Source organism: Bacillus sp. FSL K6-2841, assembly GCF_037976435.1.
Classification (GTDB): domain Bacteria; phylum Bacillota; class Bacilli; order Bacillales; family Bacillaceae; genus Bacillus; species Bacillus pumilus.
In genome coordinates this window covers 2279832-2303083 of the sequence record NZ_CP150266.1, presented here as the reverse complement: position 1 = coordinate 2303083, position 23252 = coordinate 2279832, and the positions used below count along the sequence as shown (strand labels likewise).

The following is a 23252-nucleotide window of genomic DNA, read 5'->3' as shown; positions in this document are numbered from 1 at the left end:
TTCAGCTTCCTCTTTACTAATGTCTTCGCACACTTTAGGATAGAGGAGGAAGTGAAAGAGAGGGATTCAATTTATGGTCTTTGAGGTTTGGAACAATTTAAAAAGAGGGGATATCCATCCCGTTTATTGCTTATATGGAAAAGAAACGTATTTACTGCAAGAAACAGCAGCTAAATTAAGACAAACTGTAGTAGACGAGGAGACAAAGGATTTTAATTACTCCGTCTTTGATATGGAAGAGGTGCCGCTTGAACAGGCTGTGACAGATGCAGAAACCTTTCCGTTCATGGGAGAAAGGCGTCTTGTTGTGATTAAGAACCCTTATTTTCTTACAGCGGAAAAGAAAAAGGAGAAGATTGAGCATGAGCTTTCTCTGTTAGAAGCGTATTTAGAAAAGCCGGCGCCTTATACCATTCTCGTCTTATTGGCACCATATGAAAAGCTGGATGAACGAAAGAAAATCACCAAATTGCTAAAAAAGAAAGCGGCTATGGTTGAGGCAAAAGAGTTAAACCCAAAAGAAACAACGGATTTCACCATTACACTGGTGAAAACAGAAGGAAAGTCGATTTCCTCTGAAGCGGCTGAGCAGCTTGTGATGCTGTGCGGAGGGAGCCTATCCTCATTGTTTCAAGAGGTCAGGAAACTCAGTACATATATTGGAGAACGAGAAGAAATTGAATTAGCGGATGTTAATCAGCTTGTTGCAAGAAGCTTAGAGCAGAATATTTTTGAATTAATTAACCAAATTGTCAACAGACGCCGCTCTCAGGCCATGCAGATGTTTTATGATTTGCTGAAACAAAATGAGGAACCCATTAAAATATTAGCGCTTATATCCACTCAATTTCGTTTGATTTTGCAGACAAAATATTTCGCTCAGCAAGGATATGGGCAAAAACAAATTGCTTCAAATCTAAAAGTTCACCCATTCCGCGTCAAACTTGCTATGGATCAGGCAAGACTGTTTACAGAAGAAGAGCTCAAGCAGATTGTCAAAGAGCTGTCAACGATCGATTATGAAATGAAAACCGGTAAAAAGGACAAGCAGCTATTGCTAGAATTGTTTCTGCTTCGCCTATTAGGCGCTTGAACATACAAAAACGACCTTCTAAAAAGAAGGTCGTTTTTGTAGATGTATAATTGCCAGTCTGTCCTAATGGCTGAGCCGGTCAGGACGGACGTACAGTTAAACAGTTGCCTCATTACTGAGGCGTTGCAAGCATTATGCAGAAAGTCCGTTTACTTGTTTAGCAAGTCTTGACTTGTAACGCGCAGCTGCGTTTTTGTGTACAAGACCAGTTTTAACGGCTTTGTCAATGCGTTTTGCAGCAGAAGAAAGAGCAGCTTTTGCTTGCTCAGCATCGTTGTTAGCTACAGAAACTTCAACTTGTTTAATCGCAGTACGCATCGCAGACTTGATTGTCACGTTGTGTGCACGGCGTTCGTTATTCGTTTTTGTACGTTTGATCGCTGATTTAATATTTGGCATGTGTTTCACCTCCTAAGATACAACCTAAACACAATTGTCTTAAGGTTAAATCTTCACAATAGAACAAGTTGTATTCTATCAAACACACCTTTAGAATGCAATATAAATGTAAAGTATTTTTCATTGATGAAGCGCTCGAATGTTTCTTTCAAGAGATGGAAAGACTACTGTTAATTACTTGGTGGAAGGAGTCTTTTTATGGAGAAACAGAAACTTGATTTAAGTGCTTATCAAATTCGGACAGACCTGGCTGTTGAAACAAAAGAGATACTAGAACAAGAGAACGATCCGAATGTCGTCAAAAAGGACGGAATTCAAGGGATTGTCGAAAAGGAAAAAGAGGAGCACGGCATCCGTATACGCACGGTGGAGATCACGAAAGAAGGGGAGGCGCTGACCAGCAAAAAGGCAGGAACATACTTGACACTTGAGGCGCAAGGCATTCGGGAGAAAGATTCTGAGATGCAGGAAAAAGTTGTCGAAGTCTTTGCCCATCATTTTGCTCAGTTTTTAAAAGACCGAGGCATTCAGAGTGATGCGAGCTGTCTTGTAGTAGGACTAGGAAACTGGAATGTCACGCCAGATGCGCTAGGTCCGCTCACGGTTGAAAGTCTGCTTGTGACCCGGCATCTTTTTGAATTGCAGCCGGAAAATGTACAGGAAGGCTACCGCCCAGTGTCCTCTTTATCACCGGGAGTGATGGGACTGACCGGTATTGAAACAAGCGACATAATTCAAGGTGTCATCGAGAGGTCCAAACCCGATTTTGTCATTGCAATCGATGCCCTTGCTGCTCGTGCAGTGGAACGGGTGAATACGACGATTCAAATCTCTGATACAGGCATCCATCCCGGTTCAGGTGTAGGGAATAAGCGAAAAGAATTAAGCAAAGAAACGTTGGGAATCCCAGTGATTGCGATTGGCGTTCCGACAGTCGTAGATGCAGTCACCATTGCAAGTGACACAATTGATTATGTCTTAAAGCATTTTGGTAGAGAACTGAAAGATGACCGGCCGTCCCGCTCTCTTGTGCCGGCTGGTTTGACGTTTGGGAAGAAAAAAGTACTAAACGAAGAAGACTTACCAGATGAGGAAACGCGTCAATCATTCTTAGGTATCGTAGGAACTCTTACAGAAGAAGAGAAACGGCAGCTGATCCATGAAGTGCTTGCGCCGCTAGGGCAAAATTTAATGGTGACGCCTAAGGAAGTGGATACATTCATTGATGATATGGCAAACGTGCTCGCCAATGGATTGAACACAGCGCTTCATCAAAAAATCTCTCAAGATAACAAGGGTTCTTATAATCATTAATCGGTTCTACTTTCTCTAGCTCGCTCATAGTGTAATTACTAGAAAGCGTGCTGGAGGGAGTAAATCATGAAAAAAAGACCCCGCCGTCCTCGACAGTTGGTCGTTGCGATTAATGGAACGAAAGTAGTCAAAAGCATTTTCTTATTTATAGCCTCGCTTGTTGTAGTATTTGTGATGTCAGGGGCGCTGACATCTTTAAAGCCGGAGCTGAGGCCACAAGCCTCGCTATATGGTGTAGCAGATGAGCTTTCCGGGGCTTTTTTTGCCACATTAATGGGCATGGAAAACCAATATTTCGCCTCAGCCGTTCCGAAAGATCAAAAAGGGTTTCATTTCTCTGGACTGTCACTCAAGCTTGCGACCAGTATCAATTTAGAAGACCCGCGTAGTTTTCTAGGGAGAGAACTCCCGGGCTTTGAACATTTTGATACAAAAATCATTTTAGCGGGTGAAGGAACAGATTATACCAACATGCCAATGGAATCGCCGCCGCCAAGTGAAGTCATCCAAGATGAAAAAGAAGCAAATTTGGCAGAGCTGGACAAGCTCGACAAAGATGTGCCGAAAAAGCCTGCGAAAGAGCCAGACCGGTCGACAGGAAAACGAAAAGCAGTTTACATTTACCACACACATAATACGGAATCATATTTACCATTTTTAAAAGGAGAAACGAATCCAAACAATGCACGGCACTCAAAAGTGAATGTCACCCTTGTTGGCGACATGTTCGGAAAGGCGCTTGATCAGCAAGGAATCGGGAATACGGTCGACAAAACAGAAGTTGAAAAACGGCTTCTGCAAAAAGGACTAAAGTATCCCCAGTCTTATAATGAATCAAGACTGGTCGTAAAAGAAGCCTTAGCGAAAAATGATGATCTCGAATATTTAATCGATATCCACCGTGACTCAAGAAGAAAGAAAGACACCACTGTCGAGATCAAAGGAAAGAAATATGCGAGAATTGCGTTTGTTGTGGGGAAGAAGAATCAAAGCTATGAGAAAAACCTCAAGCTTGCGACGGAGTTCCACCATTTGATGGAGAAAAAATATAAAGGGCTCAGTGTCGGTGTGTTTGCCAAAGGCGAAATTGGTGATAATGGAATTTATAATCAAGATTTATCCGACAAAGCCCTTCTTTTAGAATTTGGCGGAGTGGATAATAATATGGAAGAATTGAAAAATGCATCCAATGCAGCAGCTGATGTCTTCAGCGACATTTTCTGGGACGCGGAAAAGGTAAACGGCAAAGCAAAGGATGAGAAAAAACGCTCTTAAGGTGGTGACGGTGCATGGGATCATTTATTGGAAAAACCATTATTTTAGGACTGGTCTTGCTATTTGGCGTCTTTTTAGGAATGCAGCAGGCAAATAATGGCATGCTGCAAATGAAGGGTTACCATGACCCGCAATTAAAAGGCGCTTTCTCCATCCAAATGAACGATGATGAAGAACGAGAAGCCTCTATCTTAGGAACGGCTGTTACAGAAAAGGATCTTGCCGAAAAACAAAAGCAGCTTGAGGAAATAGAGAGCTTTAATGCCTTCTCCAAGGCAGGGAAGGCGTTGTCTGATGGCATGACACATGCAGCTCGTTCTCTTTATGATTGGGTGAATGGGAAATAAACAAATCAACACCATATGACTAAAGCCGCTAATTGATGAGCGGCTTTTCTTGATTTCGATTGAATCTTTACAGCCCTATTGATATAATCTAACCTAGCGCAACCCGCGTTTTATAGTAGGAGTGATAGATTGTGACAGATAAAGAAAAACGATTAGAACGGCAATCAAGAATTCGAAATTTCTCCATTATCGCCCATATTGACCACGGGAAATCCACATTGGCCGACCGTATTTTAGAAAAAACAGCGGCGATTACGCAGCGAGAAATGAAAGAACAATTACTTGATTCCATGGACTTAGAGCGTGAACGCGGCATAACGATTAAATTAAACTCTGTCCAGCTGAAATATAAGGCGAAGGATGGAGAAGAATATATTATGCACCTGATTGATACACCAGGGCATGTCGACTTCACCTATGAGGTATCTCGAAGCCTTGCTGCCTGTGAAGGTGCGATTCTCGTAGTAGATGCAGCACAAGGAATTGAAGCACAGACACTTGCGAACGTTTATTTAGCTCTTGATAACAACTTAGAAATTCTTCCGATTATCAATAAAATCGATCTGCCAAGTGCAGAGCCTGAGCGTGTAAGAGGAGAAATTGAAGATGTCATCGGGTTGGATGCATCTGAAGCTGTTCTCACCTCTGCTAAGGCGGGTATTGGGATCGAAGATATTTTAGAACAAATCGTCGAAAAGGTGCCAGCACCTGCTGGAGACCCAGAAGCACCGCTTCAAGCTCTTATATTTGATTCTCTCTACGATGCGTATCGCGGCGTTATTGCGTACATACGAATTGTGGAAGGGACCGTCAAACCAGGTCAGAAAATCAAAATGATGGCGACGGGCAAAGAATTTGAAGTACTTGAAGTCGGCGTATTCACACCAAAAGCCATGCCGACAGATGAACTCACTGTTGGAGATGTTGGCTACTTAACAGCAGCGATTAAAAACGTCGGCGATACACGTGTGGGGGATACGATCACAAGTGCGGTGAACCCAGCGAAAGAAGCACTGCCAGGATACAGAAAGCTAAACCCAATGGTTTACTGCGGTCTTTATCCAATTGACACAGCGAAATATAACGATTTACGTGAAGCACTAGAAAAGCTTGAATTAAATGATTCTTCACTTCAATATGAGGCAGAGACGTCCCAAGCACTTGGCTTCGGTTTCCGCTGCGGCTTTCTTGGAATGCTTCATATGGAAATCATCCAAGAACGGATTGAACGTGAATTTAAAATCGATCTCATTACGACAGCACCAAGTGTTATTTACGATGTGTATATGACAGACGGAGAAAAAATCATCGTCGATAACCCGTCCAATCTGCCTGATCCGCAAAAGATTGAGAAAATTGAAGAACCATACGTGAAGGCAACAATGATGGTACCGAATGATTATGTAGGTTCTGTCATGGAGCTTTGCCAAGGGAAGCGCGGACATTTCATTGATATGCAATACCTTGATGCAAACCGAGTGAGCATTGTGTACGAAATTCCTTTGGCGGAGATCGTGTATGAATTCTTTGATATGCTCAAGTCCAATACAAAAGGCTATGCGTCCTTTGACTATGAGCTGATTGGCTATCGCCCATCTACTCTAGTGAAAATGGACATCATGCTGAATGGCGAAAAAATCGATGCCCTTTCCTTTATTGTTCACCGCGATTACGCTTATGAACGAGGCAAGATCATCGTAGAAAAGCTGAAAGAACTTATTCCGCGCCAGCATTTTGAAGTACCAGTTCAAGCAGCGATTGGACAAAAAATCGTGGCTCGCTCTACCATTAAAGCGATGCGTAAAAACGTACTTGCTAAATGTTATGGGGGAGACATTTCCCGGAAAAGAAAGCTTCTTGAGAAGCAAAAAGAAGGGAAAAAGCGCATGAAACAAGTGGGCTCTGTTGAAGTCCCGCAAGAAGCATTTATGGCTGTGCTGAAGATGGACGACAGCACACCGAAAAAATAACATCCTCCTCAAGGCAACCTGCTTTACAATGTCAGCCTTGGCGTTTATAGTCGAAAACAAACAAAGGTGCCGCAGCGATAAACTGCGGCTCTTTACCTGTAAAGAAGGTGTCATCAAATGAAAGCAGCATACATTCACATTCCATTTTGTGAGCACATTTGCCACTATTGTGATTTCAATAAATTTTTCATTAAAACGCAGCCAGTCGATGAATACTTAGCGGCTCTTGAAAAAGAGATGCAGCACACGATCGAGCAAAAGGGTGAGCAAGAACTAAAGACGATCTTTATTGGCGGGGGGACTCCGACATCATTGACCGTCAGCCAGCTAGACGAGCTCATGAACAGCATCCACCGTGTGTTAAAACCGTCAAAAAACTTGGTTGAATTTGCAGTGGAAGCGAACCCAGATGAATTATCACTCGAGAAGCTGCATGTGTTAAAAGAAGCCGGTGTCAATCGGTTAAGCTTTGGCGTCCAAACCTTTGAAGATGATTTGCTCAAAAAAATCGGACGAGTTCATCAAAAGAAAGATGTTCTCACATCTTTCGAACGAGCAAGAGATGTTGGATTTGACAACATTAGCCTTGACCTCATGTTTGGCTTGCCGCATCAAGAAAAGCATCATGTTATGAATTCACTTGAGACAGCTTTCTCTTTAGGAGCAGAGCATTATTCTGTCTACTCACTGATTGTGGAGCCGAAAACGGTGTTTTACAACTTAATGCAAAAAGGAAAACTGCATTTACCGCCGCAAGAACGGGAGGCTGAAATGTATGAGCTTGTGATGGATGAAATGGAGCGCCATGGATTACATCAATACGAAATCAGTAATTACGCCAAACCTGGTTTTGAAAGCCAGCATAACCTGACCTATTGGAGCAATGAAGACTACTTCGGTTTCGGTGCAGGGGCACACGGGTATGTAGATGGCATCCGAAATGTGAACGCAGGACCAGTGAAGCATTACTTGGAACTGATTGAGCAAACTGGGTTCCCGTATAAAGAAACTCATCAAGTCACAAAAGCAGAGCAGATAGAAGAAGAATTGTTTTTAGGCCTTCGAAAAATCGAAGGGGTAAAAAGTGCCGACTTCCAAGCCAAATATGGTGCTTCACCAGAAGCCCTTTTTCCCACGGTTCTTGAAGAATTAGCAGAAAAAGGTCTCATTGTAAAAAATGACATTGGAATTCGTTTAACAAGAAAAGGAAAATTGTTAGGAAATGAAGTATTTCAAGCGTTTCTCGGTGAGTTATAATTGACATTTTAATTTGAGTTTGGTAATTTTGTTTATACAATTAGCACTCGTTGAAAGAGAGTGCTAACAGGGGTGATGATGATGTTAACAAATCGTCAGCTTTTGATTCTGCAAGTCATCATTAATGACTTTATTCGTTCGGCGCAGCCAGTTGGGTCAAGGACTCTTTCTAAAAAAGAGGACATCACATTCAGCTCTGCGACGATTAGAAACGAAATGGCTGATTTGGAGGAACTTGGTTTTATTGAAAAGACCCATTCTTCATCAGGAAGAATTCCTTCAGAAAAAGGATATCGTTATTATGTAGATCATTTGCTCTCTCCGCGAAAACTGTCGTCTAAAGAGCTTGTGCTTATCCAGTCGGCTTTTCAGGAGAAAATTTTTGAGCTGGAAAAAACAGTTCAAAAATCGGCGGAAATTTTATCAGATCTCACAAACTATACATCGATCGTGCTTGGTCCAAAGCTGAGTGAAAATCGATTAAAGCAAATTCAGCTTGTCCCCGTTCAGCCAAACAAAGCAGTAGCGATCATGATTACAGACAGCGGACATGTTGAAAACAAAACCATTACCTTCTCTGAGCATCTCGATGTCTCCGATATTGAGAAGCTGATGAATATTTTGAATAGCCGCTTAGCTGGCGTACCAATGGATCAGTTGAAGGACAGGATGTATAAAGAAGTGGTCATGCTTCTGCGCACACATTTAAAAGATTATGATCACATTTTAGATGCGCTTGGTAACACATTTACATCGACACAAAATGAATCAAAACTTTTCTTTGGCGGGAAGATTAATATGTTGAATCAGCCTGAATTTCATGACATCGACCGCATTCGCTCACTCATGATGCTGATTGAGCAAAAGAATGATGTCATGCAGCTGTTTCATCCAAATCAGCAAGGTATCACCATTAAAATCGGTTCAGAAAACAATTTGGAAGCAATGGAGAACTGCAGTTTGATCACAGCGACTTATTCGATTGATCAAAAATCACTCGGCTCCATTGCCGTCATCGGACCAACCCGCATGGATTACGGGCGAGTCGTTAGTCTTTTGCATCATGTATCAAAAGACTTGTCAAACGCACTTTCCAATTTGTATGATGAGTAGGGTGATAAAAGGCGGGGGCACAGCCCCTTCGTATTCTTGAATCTTTTGAGGGAGGTGAACACAATGTCAGAAGAAAAACAGACACCTGAGCAAGAAGCAGAGGTTGAAGCACAAGAAGAAGCAGTTCAAGCAGATACTGAGGAAGTAACACAGGATGAACAGTCTGCCTTCCAAGAGAAAATCGATGAATTGCAGCAGCTTCTAGATGAAAAAGAAAACAAGATTCTGCGTGTTCAAGCAGATTTTGAAAACTATAAACGCCGTGCTCGAACTGAAGTGGAGACCGTGCAAAAATATCGTTCTCAACATGTTGTCAGCGATCTTCTCCCAGCTCTTGACAACTTTGAAAGAGCGCTTGGAATTGATCCAGACAATGAGCAGGCGAAAAGTTTGTTAGAAGGAATGCAAATGGTTTACCGCCAGCTGGTAGAAGCGTTGAAAAATGAAGGCGTTGAACCAATTGAAGCTGTCGGCAAAGAGTTCGATCCGAACCTTCATCAAGCCGTCATGCAAGTTGAAGATGAAAACTTCGATTCAAATATCGTAGTAGAAGAATTGCAAAAGGGCTATAAACTCAAAGACCGAGTTATTCGTCCATCAATGGTAAAAGTAAATCAATAACTACATAATGGGAGGTCATCGATTATGAGTAAAATCATTGGGATTGACTTAGGAACAACAAACTCATGTGTTGCAGTACTTGAAGGCGGAGAGCCAAAAGTCATTGCAAACGCTGAAGGAGCACGTACAACACCATCTGTTGTCGCTTTTAAAAATGGAGAGCGCCAAGTTGGTGAAGTAGCGAAACGCCAATCAATTACAAACCCGAACACAATCATGTCTGTTAAAAGACATATGGGTACAGATTATAAAGTAGAAGTTGAAGGCAAGAACTACACGCCGCAGGAAATCTCTGCAATCATTCTTCAACATCTTAAATCTTACGCTGAAGGTTACCTTGGCGAAGAAGTAACAAAAGCTGTTATCACAGTTCCTGCTTACTTCAACGATGCAGAACGTCAAGCTACAAAAGATGCTGGTAAAATTGCTGGTCTTGAAGTAGAACGTATCATCAACGAACCAACAGCAGCTGCACTTGCTTATGGTTTAGATAAAACAGATGAAGATCAAACGATTCTTGTATACGACCTTGGCGGCGGTACATTTGACGTATCAGTCCTTGAGCTTGGAGACGGCGTCTTTGAAGTACGCTCAACTGCTGGGGACAACCGTCTAGGTGGAGACGATTTTGACCAAGTGATCATTGATCACTTAGTGGCTGAATTCAAAAAAGAAAATGGCATTGACCTTTCAAAAGATAAAATGGCGCTTCAGCGTTTAAAAGATGCTGCTGAAAAAGCGAAAAAAGATCTTTCTGGTGTATCTTCTACACAAATCTCACTGCCATTTATCACAGCTGGAGATGCAGGTCCTCTTCACCTAGAATTAACGCTAACGCGTGCTAAATTCGAAGAGCTTTCTGCAGACCTTGTAGAGCGTACAATGACACCTGTACGTCAATCTTTGAAAGATGCTGGTTTATCTGCTAGCGAGATTGATAAAGTCATCCTTGTTGGTGGATCAACTCGTATTCCTGCAGTACAAGAAGCAATCAAAAAAGAAACAGGCAAAGAGCCTCATAAAGGTGTAAACCCTGATGAAGTGGTTGCTCTTGGTGCGGCGATCCAAGGTGGAGTCATCACAGGAGATGTCAAAGACGTTGTTCTTCTTGACGTAACACCACTTTCTTTAGGAATTGAAACAATGGGCGGCGTATTCACAAAGCTGATTGAACGTAATACAACAATTCCAACAAGTAAATCTCAAGTATTCTCAACGGCTGCTGACAACCAAACAGCGGTAGACATCCATGTCCTGCAAGGTGAGCGCCCAATGGCAGCAGATAACAAAACATTAGGTCGTTTCCAATTGACTGACATTCCGCCAGCACCACGCGGCGTACCACAAATCGAAGTATCTTTTGATATTGATAAAAACGGTATTGTCAACGTACGTGCGAAAGATATGGGTACAGGCAAAGAGCAAAACATCACAATCAAATCTTCTTCAGGTCTTTCTGATGATGAGATCGAAAAAATGGTCAAAGAAGCAGAAGAAAATGCTGAAGCAGATGCGAAGAAAAAAGAAGAAATCGAAGTGCGCAATGAAGCAGATCAATTAGTGTTTACAACTGAAAAAACATTAAAAGATCTAGAAGGCAAAATCGATGAAGAGCAAGTGAAAAAAGCAAACGACGCGAAAGATGCACTAAAAGCTGCGATCGAAAAAGGCGAGTTTGAAGACATCAAAGCGAAAAAAGATGAGCTGCAAACAATCGTTCAAGAACTAACGACAAAGCTCTATGAAGAAGCTGCAAAACAAGCACAAGCTCAGCAAGAAGGCGGCGCTGAAGGTGCTCAAAAAGCAGATGACAATGTAGTGGATGCAGAATACGAAGAAGTAAACGACGATCAAGAGAAAAAATAATCACCTTTACTTTTGAAAAAGACTGCTGAAACGTACTCGTCAGAAAGTCAAAGTCAGGATCTCTTGGCTTTGACTTTTTTTCTTTCCAACGATGAAAGCAATTGAAAAAGGTCAAATCAAAATGATACAATCGTATTTATGTGAGAAAATCGGGAGTGTGAAGAGATGAGTAAGCGTGATTACTATGAAGTGCTTGGCGTGAGTAAGAGCGCCTCAAAAGACGAGATCAAAAAGGCATACCGCAAGCTTTCAAAAAAGTATCACCCTGATATTAATAAAGAAGCTGGCTCAGATGAGAAATTCAAAGAAGTAAAAGAAGCCTATGAAACCCTTTCTGACGATCAAAAACGTTCGCAGTATGATCAGTTCGGTCATACGGATCCAAACCAAGGCTTTGGCGGCGGCGGTTTTGGCGGAGGAGGAGACTTTGGCGGCTTCGGCGGCTTTGATGACATCTTCTCTAGTATTTTTGGCGGCGGAGCCAGAAGAAGAGATCCAAATGCACCGCGTCAAGGAGCAGACTTGCAGTATACAATGACGCTTTCATTTGAAGAAGCAGCATTTGGAAAAGAAGCAACGATTGAAATTCCTCGTGAGGAATCATGTGAAACGTGTCATGGATCAGGGGCAAAGCCTGGAACAGATGCGAAGACTTGTTCACATTGCGGCGGCTCTGGTCAATTAAATGTTGAGCAGTCAACTCCGTTTGGTAAAGTGGTCAACCGCAGAGTATGTAACTACTGTAGCGGAACAGGAAAACAAATCGATCACAAATGTTCTACATGCGGCGGCTCTGGTAAAGTGCGTAAGCGTAAGAAAATCAATGTGACGATCCCAGCTGGTGTTGACGATGGTCAGCAGCTCAGAGTGTCTGGTCAAGGGGAGCCAGGTGTAAATGGAGGACCTCCAGGCGATTTATTTGTTGTGTTCCATGTGCGCTCGCATGAATTCTTCGAGCGTGACGGAGATGACATTTACTGCGAAATGCCGCTAACCTTTGCACAGGCTGCATTAGGTGACGAAATTGAAGTGCCGACATTACACGGTAAAGTAAAATTGAAAGTCCCTGCTGGCACGCAAACTGGCACGAAATTTAGACTCAAAGGAAAAGGTGTGAAAAATGTACGCGGCTATGGTCAAGGCGATCAGCATATCGTTGTACGAGTCGTCACACCAACAAATTTAACGGACAATCAAAAAGATATCATTAGAAAATTTGCTGAAGTGAGCGGAAATAAACCGGACGAACAAGAAATGAGCTTCTTCGATAAGGTAAAACGCGCATTTAAAGGCGAGTAAGACGGATAAGGAGTTGGTAGTATTGAAGTGGTCAGAAGTTAGCGTCCATACAACAAATGAAGCGGTGGAACCAATCACCAATATTTTGCATGAAGCAGGTGCGAGTGGTGTCGTGATTGAGGACCCGCTTGATTTAGTCAAGGAACGTGAAAATGTATACGGTGAGATCTACCAGCTCGATCCGAATGACTATCCTGAAGAAGGGGTCATCGTCAAAGCCTATCTTCCAATGAACAGCTTTTTAATGGAAACGGTAGATGAGATCAAAGAAGCCATCAACAATCTTCTTCTATACGATATTGACCTAGGAAGAAATACGCTGTCTATCTGTGAAGTAAATGAAGAAGAATGGGCCACCGCATGGAAGAAATACTATCACCCTGTGAAAATCTCTGAAAAATTCACCATCGTTCCAACATGGGAAGAATATACTCCGGTTCATTCTGATGAACTGATTATTGAAATGGACCCAGGAATGGCATTTGGAACAGGGACACATCCAACAACCGTTCTGTGTATTCAGGCGCTTGAGCGCTATGTGAAGGAAAACGATACGGTGATTGATGTTGGAACAGGCTCTGGGATTTTAAGTGTGGCAGCAGCGATGGTTGGTGCAAAGGACATTCAAGCCTTTGATCTCGACACCGTTGCGGTTGAAAGTGCGAAGCAAAACATTGAGCTAAATGGTGTAAGCGAACAAGTGACGGTCAAGCAAAATAACTTACTTGATGGGATTTCAGGTGAACGTGATGTGATCGTCGCCAACATTCTCGCAGAAGTGATTTTGCGCTTTACAGATCAAGCTTATGATTTATTGAAGAAAGATGGCTATTTCATTACATCGGGCATCATTGGACAAAAGAAATTACAAGTCAAAACAGCATTAGAAGAAGCAGGTTTTGACATAGTTGAAGTGCTGTCAATGGAAGATTGGTTCAGCATTATAGCGAAAAAATAAAGCGAGTAGGTGTCAGGACACGTATGCAACGATATTTTATCGACCTCACGAAAGAAGAAGTGATCGCAAAGGGATCTATCGTCATCAAAGGTGAAGATGTACATCATCTTTCCAACGTCATGCGCATGAAAGCAGGGCAGGAAATCCTTTGCTTAACGACAGACGGCTTTGAAGCGCTCAGTAAAATTGATACAATAACAAAGGAAGAAGTCATTTGTCACCTTGAAGGCTGGACAAATCAGGACAGAGAGCTTCCGGTAAGGGTAACAATTGCGAGCGGACTCCCAAAAGGAGATAAGCTTGAGCTGATTATCCAAAAAGGCACAGAGCTTGGTGCAAGTTCATTTATCCCGTTTCAAGCGGCTCGTTCTATTACAAAACTTGACCAAAAGAAGTCACATAAAAAACGTGAACGCTGGGAGAAAATTGCGAAAGAAGCAGCTGAGCAGTCCTACCGGAATATCATTCCTCATGTTTATCCAGTATCAACGTTTAAAGAGCTGACTCAATTAGCTGGTGAATTCGATAAATGTGTCGTTGCATACGAAGAATCATCGAAAGAAGGAGAGCAAAGCCGCTTTCAAACTGTGCTCCAACAGATGAAAGGCGGACAAACCTTGCTAGTGGTTTTTGGCCCTGAAGGCGGTTTGGCAGAAAAGGAGATTGAAGCGCTTGAAACGCTTGGTGCAGTCATTTGCGGGCTCGGACCACGCATTTTAAGAACGGAAACAGCTCCTCTTTACGCGCTTTCTGCTATATCTTATCAAACAGAGTTATTAAGAGGTGAATCATGATGGGAACAGTAGCGTTCCATACACTTGGCTGTAAGGTCAATCACTATGAAACAGAAGCGATCTGGCAGCTGTTTAAAGAAGCAGGCTATGAAAGAAAAGAGTACGAATCAAAAGCAGACGTATATGTCATTAATACATGTACGGTCACGAATACAGGCGATAAAAAAAGCCGCCAAGTCATTAGAAGAGCCATTCGTCATAACCCGGATGGTGTCATTTGTGTAACAGGCTGTTATGCGCAAACATCTCCAGCAGAAATCATGGCGATTCCTGGTGTAGATATTGTCGTCGGAACACAAGACAGACATAAATTGCTCGGTTACATTGAAGAATATCGCAGAGAAAGACAGCCGATTAATGGGGTTGGCAATATCATGAAGGCACGTGTGTTTGAAGAACTTGATGTTCCTGCTTTTACAGACAGAACACGTGCGTCATTAAAAATCCAAGAAGGCTGTAACAATTTCTGTACATTCTGCATTATTCCTTGGGCTCGCGGACTTCTTCGTTCTCGTGATCCAGAAGAGGTCATCAACCAAGCGCAGCAGCTTGTGGATGCCGGCTATAAAGAAATTGTATTAACAGGTATTCACACAGGCGGATACGGAGAAGACTTAAAAGATTATAACTTTGCAAAGCTTCTGAAAGAATTAGATGCACGTGTCAATGGCTTAAAACGAATTCGTATTTCATCTATCGAAGCAAGTCAAATTACAGATGAAGTGATAGAAGTGCTTGATCAGTCAGATAAGATTGTCAGACATCTTCATATCCCGCTTCAATCTGGCTCTAATACAGTGCTGAAAAGAATGCGCCGTAAATATACGATGGAATTCTTTGCAGAGCGTTTAACAAAGCTGAAAAAAGCATTGCCAGGTCTTGCTGTCACCTCTGATGTGATTGTAGGATTCCCTGGAGAAACAGAAGAAGAGTTTTTGGAAACATACAATTTTGTCAAAGACCATCAATTCTCTGAACTGCACGTATTCCCTTACAGTAAACGTACGGGTACGCCAGCTGCAAGAATGGATGATCAAGTGGATGAAAATGTGAAAAACGAACGTGTCCACCGCTTGATCGCTCTTTCTGACCAGCTTGCGAAAGAATACGCATCAGCTTATGAAGGAGATGTCCTAGAGATTATTCCGGAAGAATCCTTCAAAGAACAAGAAGGAAAGCACAATCTTTATGTGGGCTATACAGATAACTATATGAAGGTTGTTTTTGAAGGAACAGAGGACATGATCGGCCGTTTGGTCAAAGTGAAAATCACGAAAGCGGGTTATCCTTATAACGAAGGACAATTCGTTCGTATAAGCGATGAAGTACAAACAGACAAAGTGAGAATGACCTCATAATCAATAAAACACCGGCTGCCAAAAGGGTAAGCCGGTGTTTTATTTTGATTGATTCGGTAAAAGACATAAAATCAATGTGTGAAATGGACGGATGAATGGGAAGAAAAGCAAAGAGCTTGCCACATTAAACAGCAGGCTGAAGTGCGCAATTTGCTGAGCTGGAGCGTTTGCAAGAAGGGCGACAAATTCTGTCATTATGGCGAGAAACGGGAGACATAAAAGTACTCCGAGCACATTAAACAAAACGTGTGCATAAGCCGTTTGACGTGCTGCATAGCCGCCAGATATGGCAGCCATAACGGCTGTAATACATGTCCCGATATTGGATCCTAACACAAAGCTGATGCCTTCCTGAAGCCCAACCGTTCCTTCATTCATAAAGCCCATTAAAATGCCGATACAGACGGAGCTCGAATGAACAATTGCTGTGAAAATAGTACCCGAAAGCAGCGCCGTCCAGTCAGAATGCTGCATCATTTCGAGAAAGCGTAATGTCTCAGGCTGACTTGTCATCATACCTGCAATTTTAGAAAAGCCTTGAATACAAAAAAAGATCATCCCGAGTCCAAATATACTTTTTCCTGCATGCCGAAAAGATTTTCTGCCTAACATCATACATATGAGACCAGCTAGGATCAAGACCCACATGAAAACATCCATTTTAATGGCGATAAATTCTGTTGTAAACGTGGAGCCAATATTGGTACCAAGAATCATTGGAATGGATTTTTTAAAAGAGAGAATGCCTGTACTGACAAAGCCGATCACGATGACCATAAACGCCGAACTGCTTTGGAGAATCCCTGTAAATATAATGCTGACTAAGAATGCTTTTACTGGGTGATCTGTAAAGAGAAGAAGTGATTTCTCAATACGAGACGACGCAAGCGCCATTAATCCTTTTCTCAGCAAACCCATTGACCATAAAAAAATGAAAATAAGTGCACAAAAATAAATGATCGCCATCATAGAAAAGTCCTCCTCTTACCAATGAATATATGGACTTGTCTACCTGCTCATGACGAAAATATATTTCCAAATCACTTAGTTGACCTCACACTAGGCTTATATTATAATATCTAGGTACATGTTTCGCATGTATATCTTTTTTTAATGCAGTCGATTGGTGTATTCGGAGGGAGGGAAAGAGAATGTCAAAAACGGTCGTTAGAAAAAACGAATCGCTTGAAGATGCTCTTCGTCGCTTTAAACGCAGTGTATCCAAAACTGGAACATTGCAAGAAGCAAGAAAGCGTGAATTTTATGAAAAGCCTAGCGTAAAGCGCAAGAAAAAGTCTGAAGCTGCTAGAAAACGTAAATTCTAAAGAGGGTGGATTTTATGAGTCTTCTTGAGCAATTAAATTCTGATATGAAGCTTTTTATGAAAAACCGTGAGAAAGACAAGCTTGTTGTCATTCGGATGGTAAAGGCTTCACTCCAAAATGAAGCAATTAAGCTTAAGAAAGACAGTTTGACCGGCGATGAGGAACTAACCGTCCTTTCCCGCGAGATTAAGCAACGTAAAGACTCCCTCCATGAATTTTCGAAAGCTAATCGCTTAGATTTAGTAGATAAAGTTCAAAAAGAGATTGACATCTTAGACGTTTATTTACCTGAACAGTTTTCTGAAGAAGAACTGCAAACGATCGTGAAAGAGACGATCGCTGAAACAGGCGCTTCATCGAAGGCTGATATGGGTAAAGTCATGAGCGCTATTATGCCAAAAGTAAAAGGTAAAGCTGATGGAGCTGTCATTAACAGATTTGTCAGCGAGCAGCTGTCTCAATAAAAAAGTATCCTTCTATTGTTAGAAGGGTACTTTTTTTATACCCTCATCAATCTGTCATATAAAAATGAAACCTATGATACATTTGTAACGTATGTAAAGGAACGGTAAAATGGAAGATAGAGAGGAGGGATCACCAAATAGATGAAAAAAATAAAAATTTCTATTGCTCTCTTCAGCTGTTTTATAATATGCTTATTATTAGGGGTTCAATTGACCGCGAAATCAGCAGATCAGAAAGTTCATGTTATCCCAATTGAAGATACAGTAGAAAAAGGACTTTCTCAATTTATTGAGCGATCATTTGAGCAGGCAAAGTCTGAACGAGCGAAACATATCATTCTAGACATCAATACACCAGGTGGCGCAGTCGATGCGGCGCTTGAGATCGCAGATACCATTCGTGCGTCTGATATCCCTGTGACAGCGTTTGTGAATCATAGAGCGCTTTCAGCAGGGGCTTTCCTTGCGCTAAATGCCGACCAAATCTATATGACCCCAAATGGAAAGATGGGGGCTGCTGCGATCATTGACGGTGAAGGCAATGCTGCCGATCAAAAATCTGAATCGCTATGGCTTGCTGAAATGAGTGACGCTGCCGAAAAGCAGGGGCGTGATCCAAAGTATGCACTTGCAATGGCAGATGTAAATATAGACGCAAAAGAAGCTGGTGCACCAAAAGGAGAATTGCTTACCTTCAATACAGACCGTGCCCTTCAATTCGGTTATGCAGAAGGGGAAGCGAAAAATATGGATGACTTGCTTCAGAAGCTGAATTTAGCAGACGCTTCTATTCAATACGATGAAGTGAGCTTTGCTGAAAAGGTTGCGCGCTTTTTCACGCACCCAATTGTCATTCCAATCCTTTTATCCATCGCAAGCTTAGGGTTAATCGTTGAGCTCTATTCACCCGGCTTTGGGGTTCCAGGTACCATGGGAGTGACAGCGCTTCTTCTATTCTTTTATGGTCATCTTGTGGCAGGTTTTGCAGGTTATGAGACGTTGTTCCTGTTTTTAGCAGGGTTATTGCTCTTGATCCTGGAATTGTTTTTGCCGGGGGGAATCGTAGGTGTCATTGGACTGATCTGTGTGGTTGTCAGCTTATTTTTAGCAGCTGGAAGCTTTACAGAAATGGCGATTTCCATCTTGATTGCCACTGCTGTTTCAATCATAGCAGTTATTATATTGACAAAGGTGTTGGGGAAACGTATGAAATTTTTCAAAAAGTTCATTTTAACCGATTCAACCAATAAGGAAAGCGGTTATGTCTCAAATGAAACAAGAGAAGATCTTGTTGGGCAAATCGCGGTGACAGCAACCGCACTTCGTCCGTCAGGTACAATTGTATTTGGAGATGAACGCATTGATGTTGTGTCAGAAGGTGCATTCATCGATAAGGATGAAAAAGTAAAAATTGTGAAAGCGGAAGGCTCACGCATTGTCGTGAGGAAAGTATAGATAACTGATTTTATAGGAGGAATAAAATGGATCCATCTACTTTACTATTATTTGTGATTATCGCAGCAGGTCTGATCGTTCTATCGATCTTCTTCACCTTTGTACCGGTGATGCTGTGGATTTCTGCCCTAGCGGCTGGCGTAAGAGTGAGCATTTTTACACTTGTAGGAATGAGACTTCGCCGCGTTATTCCAAACCGAGTGGTCAATCCGCTCATCAAAGCACATAAAGCAGGTCTTGATGTGACGATTAACCAATTAGAAAGTCACTACCTTGCAGGTGGTAACGTTGACCGTGTTGTAAATGCATTGATCGCGGCTCAACGTGCGAATATCGAATTGAACTTTGCACGCTGTGCAGCGATCGACCTAGCAGGCCGTGACGTACTTGAAGCTGTACAAATGAGTGTAAACCCTAAAGTCATTGAAACACCATTTATCTCTGGTGTGGCAATGGACGGGATTGAAGTAAAAGCAAAAGCACGTATTACAGTTCGTGCAAACATCGAACGACTTGTCGGTGGTGCAGGGGAAGAAACAATCATTGCTCGTGTAGGTGAAGGAATTGTCTCTACAATTGGTTCATCAAATAATCATAAAAAGGTTCTAGAAAACCCAGATATGATTTCTCAAACGGTTCTTGGTAAAGGATTAGATTCAGGTACTGCGTTTGAAATTCTCTCGATTGATATCGCAGATGTGGATATCGGTAAGAACATCGGGGCAATTCTGCAAACAGACCAAGCAGAAGCAGATAAAAACATTGCACAGGCAAAAGCAGAAGAACGCCGCGCAATGGCTGTTGCCCAGGAGCAAGAAATGCGTGCAAGAGTTGAAGAAATGCGCGCGAAAGTCGTAGAAGCAGAGGCTGAAGTACCACTTGCCATGGCTGAAGCATTACGTGAAGGTAATATTGGAGTCATGGACTACATGAACATTAAGAATATCGATGCTGATACGGACATGAGAGATTCATTTGGTAAAATGACAAAAGGTCCATCTGATAATGAAAACAAATAAGCATCCTCTCACGCTTTAAGGAGGGAGCCCAATGGACATTCTATTTGAAAATCCGTTACTAATTGCGATTATCATCGGTATTATCTCTGCTGTATTTGGAAAAATCGGCAAACAAGAGGAGAAGGAACAAAACAACCGGCAACATAAGCCGGCTCCTCAGAATAAGCCTATGTCTCAAAAGAAAGCAGAACAAACGAGCCCAAACCCGGTCAAAACAGACCAGTTGGACGATTTCGGCGATGTACATGATCATGGCGGGATGAAGAAGCAAGGATCACAGTCCTTACAGGATCGTTATACCGCTACACTAGCTGAAATGGAAGAAAGAAAAAGTGAGCTGAATAAAGAGTTCCAATCTCTTGAAAGGCAGCTGACCAAGCCGAAAGCTTCTGCTGCGGAGATGAAGCCGCACATCATTGGCAAGCTTAATCAAAATACTGTTGTTCAAGGCATGCTTCTTGGAGAAGTATTTGGAGAGCCGCGCGCGAAAAAGCCGCACAGAACGATGAAACGGCCATATAACAGATAAACAAGAAAGTCCCTTTATATAAAAAGGGGCTTTTTTTATTTGACTTGAGGGAGACCTCTCGCAGTGAAAAATGATGAAATGGCTGTTTTGCGGGATTCATTAGCATGATCTGAACCGCTGAGGAATAAGATGACATAGAGGCTTTCTCATCAGTCTCACCATCTTTCAGTTTGATCTCATACACATGAGGTGGGAAGGGGTTCTTATTGAATGGGAAAAAGAAAAAATCGACTTAAAGCATGGCTGACAAGAACACTTGAAATCCCTCCAGACGTCATGATGGATCTTCCCCGTATTACGATGGTTGGTAGACTCCACATTTACATAGAGAACCATAAAGGGCTTTTGCTTTTCAGTGATCAAGAGGTAAGGCTGATGCTCAAACAAGGACAATGCATTATTTCAGGGAAAGATTTTGTGATTAAAACGATTTTGCCAGAAGAGATCTTATTAGAAGGGAAAATCGATGAGGTCCGTTATATTGATTCTTAACTGACGGAGGGGAGAAGTGTGAAGAATAAATGGTTTGCCTATTTTATTGGCAGAGTGGAAGTGGAGATCAAGGGAAGCGGCATTGAGCGGCTCATCAATGAGTGCACGAGACAGGGGATCACAATGTTTCAAGTGAGCCGCCGTCAAGACAGCGTGCGCTTATTTATTCGCTTATCAGATGTACATGCCTTCAGAAAAGTACAAAGACATCATGAGGTAACATGTTCATTTCATCAAAGGAAGGGATTTCCATTCCTTCTCCTATGGTCAAGAAAGAATATTGGGTTTACCTTTGGGATTGTGTTTTTTCTAGTGACGATATTGGCGCTTTCAAACATGGTGTGGAAAATAGATATTAAAGGAGCCAATCCAGAAACTGAACATCAGATGAGAAAGCATTTAGACGAGATTGGGGTGCAAAAAGGCCGTTTTCAGTTTCTAATGGGAACACCTGAAAAAATTCAAAAATCACTGACCGCCAATATTCAAAGCATTACATGGGTTGGCGTTGAACTAAACGGTACAACATTTCAAATGAAAGTTGTGGAAAAAAATGAGCCGGAGAAAGAGAAATATACGAGTCCTCAGCATATTGTGGCAAAGAAGAAGGCGGTCATCACAAGAATGTATGTGGAAAAAGGGGAACCGCTTGCCGCAGTTGATGAACATGTGAAGAAAGGACAAATGCTCGTCTCAGGCCTCATCGGCAGTGAAGACAAGCAAAAAACGGTCGGTGCTAAAGCGAAAATTTATGGAGAAACGTGGTACCGTTCTGAAGTTTCTGTCCCTCTTCGAACATCTTTTGATGTCTTTACGGGTAAAATGAAGACAAAGCACAAGCTCTCCGCATTTGGAGGTTCAATGCCATTTTGGGGCTTTTCCTTTAAAAAGGATGATTTTAAGCAGCCAAAAATCGAAACAGAAGTTCACCCACTCCATTTCTTACAGTTCCAGCTCCCATTTTCCTATGAAAAAGAAACGACACGCGAAAGTGAAAAAATTAACCGGACATACACAAATAAAGAAGCGGTTCAAGCAGGGATTAAAATGGGTAAAAAAGAATTAGAAGAGAAGCTAGGTCAAACAGGAGAGGTGAAAAGTGAAAAAGTTTTGCACGAGACAACAGGGAATGGTAAAGTTAAGTTAATCATCCTTTACCAAGTAATAGAAGATATTGTTCAACCAACACCTATTGTTCAGGGAGACTAGAGAATGACAGAACATTTACTTGAAATTCAACAAAAATTAGATAGCCCAAACGAAGCGATTGCTTTATTTGGAAATCAAGATGCTTATCTGAAACTGATGGAAAACGAGCTGAATGTCTCCATTATTACGCGCGGAGAAAAAGTGTATGTTTCTGGTCAGGAAGCATCAAGAGAAACAGCAAGCCGTCTGATGACATCTCTCTTACATCTCATCCGAAAAGGAATTGAGATTTCTGAACGGGATGTCGTATATGCCATCAAAATGGCGCAAAAAGACAAGCTCAATTATTTTGAAAATATGTATGAAGATGAAATTACGAAAAATGCTAAAGGAAAGTCAATCAGGGTAAAAACCATTGGCCAGCGGGAATATGCTGCGGCGATGAAAAAAGATGACTTGGTCTTTGGAATTGGACCAGCTGGAACAGGGAAAACGTATTTGGCAGTCGTCAACGCGGTACATGCACTGAAAAATGGACATGTGAAACGAATTATCTTGACAAGACCAGCTGTTGAAGCAGGAGAAAGTCTTGGTTTTTTACCAGGTGATCTAAAGGAAAAAGTAGATCCTTATTTAAGACCACTATATGATGCCTTGCATGATGTGCTTGGCAGTGATCATACGGAACGTTTAATTGAGCGCGGTGTGATTGAAATAGCGCCTCTTGCCTATATGAGAGGACGGACACTCGATGATGCATTTGTTATTTTAGATGAAGCGCAGAATACAACGCCCGCCCAAATGAAAATGTTTTTGACGAGACTTGGGTTTGGCTCTAAAATGGTCATTACAGGAGATATTACACAGATTGACCTGCCGAAGGGCATGCAGTCTGGTCTTGCAGCTGCAAAGGACATGCTTGCAGAGATCAAGGGCATCTCATTTATTGAGCTAGACCAGACAGATGTGGTCAGACACCCCCTTGTGGCAAAGATCATCGGAGCATACGAAAAGCAAAAATGACCTTAGTGACCCGATCGTCTACATCGGGTCATTTTGTTTCGATCGTGGTTTAAAGTAAAAAAGGAGGTACTTTCCTTGAGAAAGAATCAGAAAGACAGTAAGCGCAAAAGACTGCTGTCTAAAAAAGAACCT

23 protein-coding genes are annotated in these 23252 nt (G+C 42.1%); 21 read left to right on the top strand and 2 right to left on the bottom strand.

Features of this window, described 5'->3' with window-relative positions:
- Positions 1 to 73 precede the first annotated feature (73 nt).
- Entirely contained in the window at positions 74 to 1093 is a 1020-nt protein-coding gene (holA, locus tag MHH68_RS11675) for a DNA polymerase III subunit delta (RefSeq protein WP_180310497.1), read from the top strand.
- Positions 1094 to 1225: 132 nt separating this feature from the next.
- Here the strand turns inward: holA and rpsT are convergent, their stop codons facing one another.
- The gene (gene rpsT, locus MHH68_RS11670) at positions 1226 to 1492 is read right to left on the bottom strand and encodes a 30S ribosomal protein S20 (protein ID WP_003217506.1); all 267 of its coding nucleotides are present in this window, start codon (positions 1490 to 1492) and stop codon (positions 1226 to 1228) included.
- Between the two features lie 198 nt (positions 1493 to 1690).
- On the opposite strand from rpsT, the gene gpr reads away from it, so the two are divergent.
- The 12 genes from gpr (at position 1691) to mtaB (ending at position 15664) form a co-directional block, all read left to right on the top strand.
- Complete coding sequence (gene gpr, locus MHH68_RS11665; RefSeq protein WP_339163171.1) at positions 1691 to 2806, top strand: GPR endopeptidase; 1116 nt, start codon at positions 1691 to 1693, stop codon at positions 2804 to 2806.
- A 66-nt stretch (positions 2807 to 2872) separates the two neighbouring features.
- Entirely contained in the window at positions 2873 to 4081 is a 1209-nt protein-coding gene (locus tag MHH68_RS11660) for a stage II sporulation protein P (protein ID WP_034661367.1), read from the top strand.
- A gap of 14 nt (positions 4082 to 4095) precedes the next feature.
- Complete coding sequence (locus tag MHH68_RS11655) at positions 4096 to 4428, top strand: YqxA family protein (protein WP_061408632.1); 333 nt, start codon at positions 4096 to 4098, stop codon at positions 4426 to 4428.
- Between the two features lie 131 nt (positions 4429 to 4559).
- Positions 4560 to 6398, top strand: a complete 1839-nt coding sequence (gene lepA, locus MHH68_RS11650) for a translation elongation factor 4 (protein WP_050943735.1) — start codon at positions 4560 to 4562, stop codon at positions 6396 to 6398.
- 117 nt (positions 6399 to 6515) lie between these two features.
- On the top strand, positions 6516 to 7655 hold the full coding sequence (hemW, locus tag MHH68_RS11645) for a radical SAM family heme chaperone HemW (protein ID WP_339163169.1): 1140 nt from the start codon (positions 6516 to 6518) through the stop codon (positions 7653 to 7655).
- Positions 7656 to 7736: 81 nt separating this feature from the next.
- A complete protein-coding gene (gene hrcA / locus MHH68_RS11640) occupies positions 7737 to 8768 on the top strand; it encodes a heat-inducible transcriptional repressor HrcA (protein WP_003217350.1) in 1032 nt (343 codons plus the stop codon).
- A 63-nt stretch (positions 8769 to 8831) separates the two neighbouring features.
- Positions 8832 to 9389 carry a nucleotide exchange factor GrpE gene (gene grpE, locus MHH68_RS11635; RefSeq protein WP_012010630.1) on the top strand — a complete coding sequence of 186 codons (558 nt, stop codon included), beginning with the start codon at positions 8832 to 8834 and terminating at the stop codon, positions 9387 to 9389.
- A 24-nt stretch (positions 9390 to 9413) separates the two neighbouring features.
- The gene (dnaK, locus tag MHH68_RS11630; RefSeq protein ID WP_339163166.1) at positions 9414 to 11255 is read left to right on the top strand and encodes a molecular chaperone DnaK; all 1842 of its coding nucleotides are present in this window, start codon (positions 9414 to 9416) and stop codon (positions 11253 to 11255) included.
- 165 nt (positions 11256 to 11420) lie between these two features.
- Complete coding sequence (dnaJ, locus tag MHH68_RS11625; protein ID WP_012010628.1) at positions 11421 to 12554, top strand: molecular chaperone DnaJ; 1134 nt, start codon at positions 11421 to 11423, stop codon at positions 12552 to 12554.
- Between the two features lie 22 nt (positions 12555 to 12576).
- Positions 12577 to 13512, top strand: a complete 936-nt coding sequence (prmA, locus tag MHH68_RS11620; protein WP_339163163.1) for a 50S ribosomal protein L11 methyltransferase — start codon at positions 12577 to 12579, stop codon at positions 13510 to 13512.
- Between the two features lie 23 nt (positions 13513 to 13535).
- On the top strand, positions 13536 to 14306 hold the full coding sequence (locus tag MHH68_RS11615) for a 16S rRNA (uracil(1498)-N(3))-methyltransferase (RefSeq protein ID WP_339163162.1): 771 nt from the start codon (positions 13536 to 13538) through the stop codon (positions 14304 to 14306).
- Positions 14306 to 15664, top strand: coding sequence for a tRNA (N(6)-L-threonylcarbamoyladenosine(37)-C(2))-methylthiotransferase MtaB (gene mtaB / locus MHH68_RS11610; protein ID WP_169057207.1), 1359 nt, complete (start codon positions 14306 to 14308; stop codon positions 15662 to 15664). The genes MHH68_RS11615 and mtaB overlap by 1 nt, the downstream gene beginning before the upstream one ends.
- Before the next feature lie 39 nt (positions 15665 to 15703).
- Here the strand turns inward: mtaB and MHH68_RS11605 are convergent, their stop codons facing one another.
- The gene (locus MHH68_RS11605) at positions 15704 to 16633 is read right to left on the bottom strand and encodes a Na/Pi symporter (protein WP_339163160.1); all 930 of its coding nucleotides are present in this window, start codon (positions 16631 to 16633) and stop codon (positions 15704 to 15706) included.
- A gap of 182 nt (positions 16634 to 16815) precedes the next feature.
- On the opposite strand from MHH68_RS11605, the gene rpsU reads away from it, so the two are divergent.
- The 8 genes from rpsU (at position 16816) to MHH68_RS11565 (ending at position 23120) form a co-directional block, all read left to right on the top strand.
- On the top strand, positions 16816 to 16989 hold the full coding sequence (rpsU, locus tag MHH68_RS11600; RefSeq protein ID WP_003152957.1) for a 30S ribosomal protein S21: 174 nt from the start codon (positions 16816 to 16818) through the stop codon (positions 16987 to 16989).
- Positions 16990 to 17003: 14 nt separating this feature from the next.
- Entirely contained in the window at positions 17004 to 17453 is a 450-nt protein-coding gene (locus MHH68_RS11595) for a GatB/YqeY domain-containing protein (RefSeq protein WP_058014642.1), read from the top strand.
- Positions 17454 to 17594: 141 nt separating this feature from the next.
- Positions 17595 to 18908 carry a nodulation protein NfeD gene (locus tag MHH68_RS11590; protein ID WP_058014643.1) on the top strand — a complete coding sequence of 438 codons (1314 nt, stop codon included), beginning with the start codon at positions 17595 to 17597 and terminating at the stop codon, positions 18906 to 18908.
- Positions 18909 to 18934: 26 nt separating this feature from the next.
- Positions 18935 to 19927 (top strand): flotillin-like protein FloA, encoded by a 993-nt coding sequence (floA, locus tag MHH68_RS11585; RefSeq protein WP_034661354.1) that lies wholly within the window; start codon positions 18935 to 18937, stop codon positions 19925 to 19927.
- A gap of 31 nt (positions 19928 to 19958) precedes the next feature.
- Positions 19959 to 20456, top strand: a complete 498-nt coding sequence (locus MHH68_RS11580; protein ID WP_058014644.1) for a hypothetical protein — start codon at positions 19959 to 19961, stop codon at positions 20454 to 20456.
- 210 nt (positions 20457 to 20666) lie between these two features.
- Positions 20667 to 20948 (top strand): sporulation protein YqfC, encoded by a 282-nt coding sequence (gene yqfC / locus MHH68_RS11575; protein WP_012010618.1) that lies wholly within the window; start codon positions 20667 to 20669, stop codon positions 20946 to 20948.
- A gap of 18 nt (positions 20949 to 20966) precedes the next feature.
- Complete coding sequence (gene yqfD / locus MHH68_RS11570) at positions 20967 to 22157, top strand: sporulation protein YqfD (protein WP_061408617.1); 1191 nt, start codon at positions 20967 to 20969, stop codon at positions 22155 to 22157.
- A 3-nt stretch (positions 22158 to 22160) separates the two neighbouring features.
- The gene (locus tag MHH68_RS11565) at positions 22161 to 23120 is read left to right on the top strand and encodes a PhoH family protein (RefSeq protein WP_003217430.1); all 960 of its coding nucleotides are present in this window, start codon (positions 22161 to 22163) and stop codon (positions 23118 to 23120) included.
- Positions 23121 to 23252 lie beyond the last annotated feature (132 nt).

What these genes read in the sequence shown, in the direction of transcription:
- MHH68_RS11660 (WP_034661367.1), top strand. Translation starts at nt 2,873, where the DNA reads ATGAAAAAAAGACCCCGCCGTCCTCGACAGTTGGTCGTTGCGATTAAT.
- holA (WP_180310497.1), top strand. Translation starts at nt 74, where the DNA reads ATGGTCTTTGAGGTTTGGAACAATTTAAAAAGAGGGGATATCCATCCC.
- MHH68_RS11615 (WP_339163162.1), top strand. Translation starts at nt 13,536, where the DNA reads ATGCAACGATATTTTATCGACCTCACGAAAGAAGAAGTGATCGCAAAG.
- dnaJ (WP_012010628.1), top strand. Translation starts at nt 11,421, where the DNA reads ATGAGTAAGCGTGATTACTATGAAGTGCTTGGCGTGAGTAAGAGCGCC.
- MHH68_RS11590 (WP_058014643.1), top strand. Translation starts at nt 17,595, where the DNA reads ATGAAAAAAATAAAAATTTCTATTGCTCTCTTCAGCTGTTTTATAATA.
- hemW (WP_339163169.1), top strand. Translation starts at nt 6,516, where the DNA reads ATGAAAGCAGCATACATTCACATTCCATTTTGTGAGCACATTTGCCAC.
- MHH68_RS11655 (WP_061408632.1), top strand. Translation starts at nt 4,096, where the DNA reads ATGGGATCATTTATTGGAAAAACCATTATTTTAGGACTGGTCTTGCTA.
- mtaB (WP_169057207.1), top strand. Translation starts at nt 14,306, where the DNA reads ATGGGAACAGTAGCGTTCCATACACTTGGCTGTAAGGTCAATCACTAT.
- MHH68_RS11580 (WP_058014644.1), top strand. Translation starts at nt 19,959, where the DNA reads ATGGACATTCTATTTGAAAATCCGTTACTAATTGCGATTATCATCGGT.
- yqfC (WP_012010618.1), top strand. Translation starts at nt 20,667, where the DNA reads ATGGGAAAAAGAAAAAATCGACTTAAAGCATGGCTGACAAGAACACTT.
- MHH68_RS11605 (WP_339163160.1), bottom strand. Translation starts at nt 16,633, where the DNA reads ATGATGGCGATCATTTATTTTTGTGCACTTATTTTCATTTTTTTATGG.
- MHH68_RS11595 (WP_058014642.1), top strand. Translation starts at nt 17,004, where the DNA reads ATGAGTCTTCTTGAGCAATTAAATTCTGATATGAAGCTTTTTATGAAA.
- rpsT (WP_003217506.1), bottom strand. Translation starts at nt 1,492, where the DNA reads ATGCCAAATATTAAATCAGCGATCAAACGTACAAAAACGAATAACGAA.
- gpr (WP_339163171.1), top strand. Translation starts at nt 1,691, where the DNA reads ATGGAGAAACAGAAACTTGATTTAAGTGCTTATCAAATTCGGACAGAC.
- rpsU (WP_003152957.1), top strand. Translation starts at nt 16,816, where the DNA reads ATGTCAAAAACGGTCGTTAGAAAAAACGAATCGCTTGAAGATGCTCTT.
- floA (WP_034661354.1), top strand. Translation starts at nt 18,935, where the DNA reads ATGGATCCATCTACTTTACTATTATTTGTGATTATCGCAGCAGGTCTG.
- grpE (WP_012010630.1), top strand. Translation starts at nt 8,832, where the DNA reads ATGTCAGAAGAAAAACAGACACCTGAGCAAGAAGCAGAGGTTGAAGCA.
- MHH68_RS11565 (WP_003217430.1), top strand. Translation starts at nt 22,161, where the DNA reads ATGACAGAACATTTACTTGAAATTCAACAAAAATTAGATAGCCCAAAC.
- dnaK (WP_339163166.1), top strand. Translation starts at nt 9,414, where the DNA reads ATGAGTAAAATCATTGGGATTGACTTAGGAACAACAAACTCATGTGTT.
- hrcA (WP_003217350.1), top strand. Translation starts at nt 7,737, where the DNA reads ATGTTAACAAATCGTCAGCTTTTGATTCTGCAAGTCATCATTAATGAC.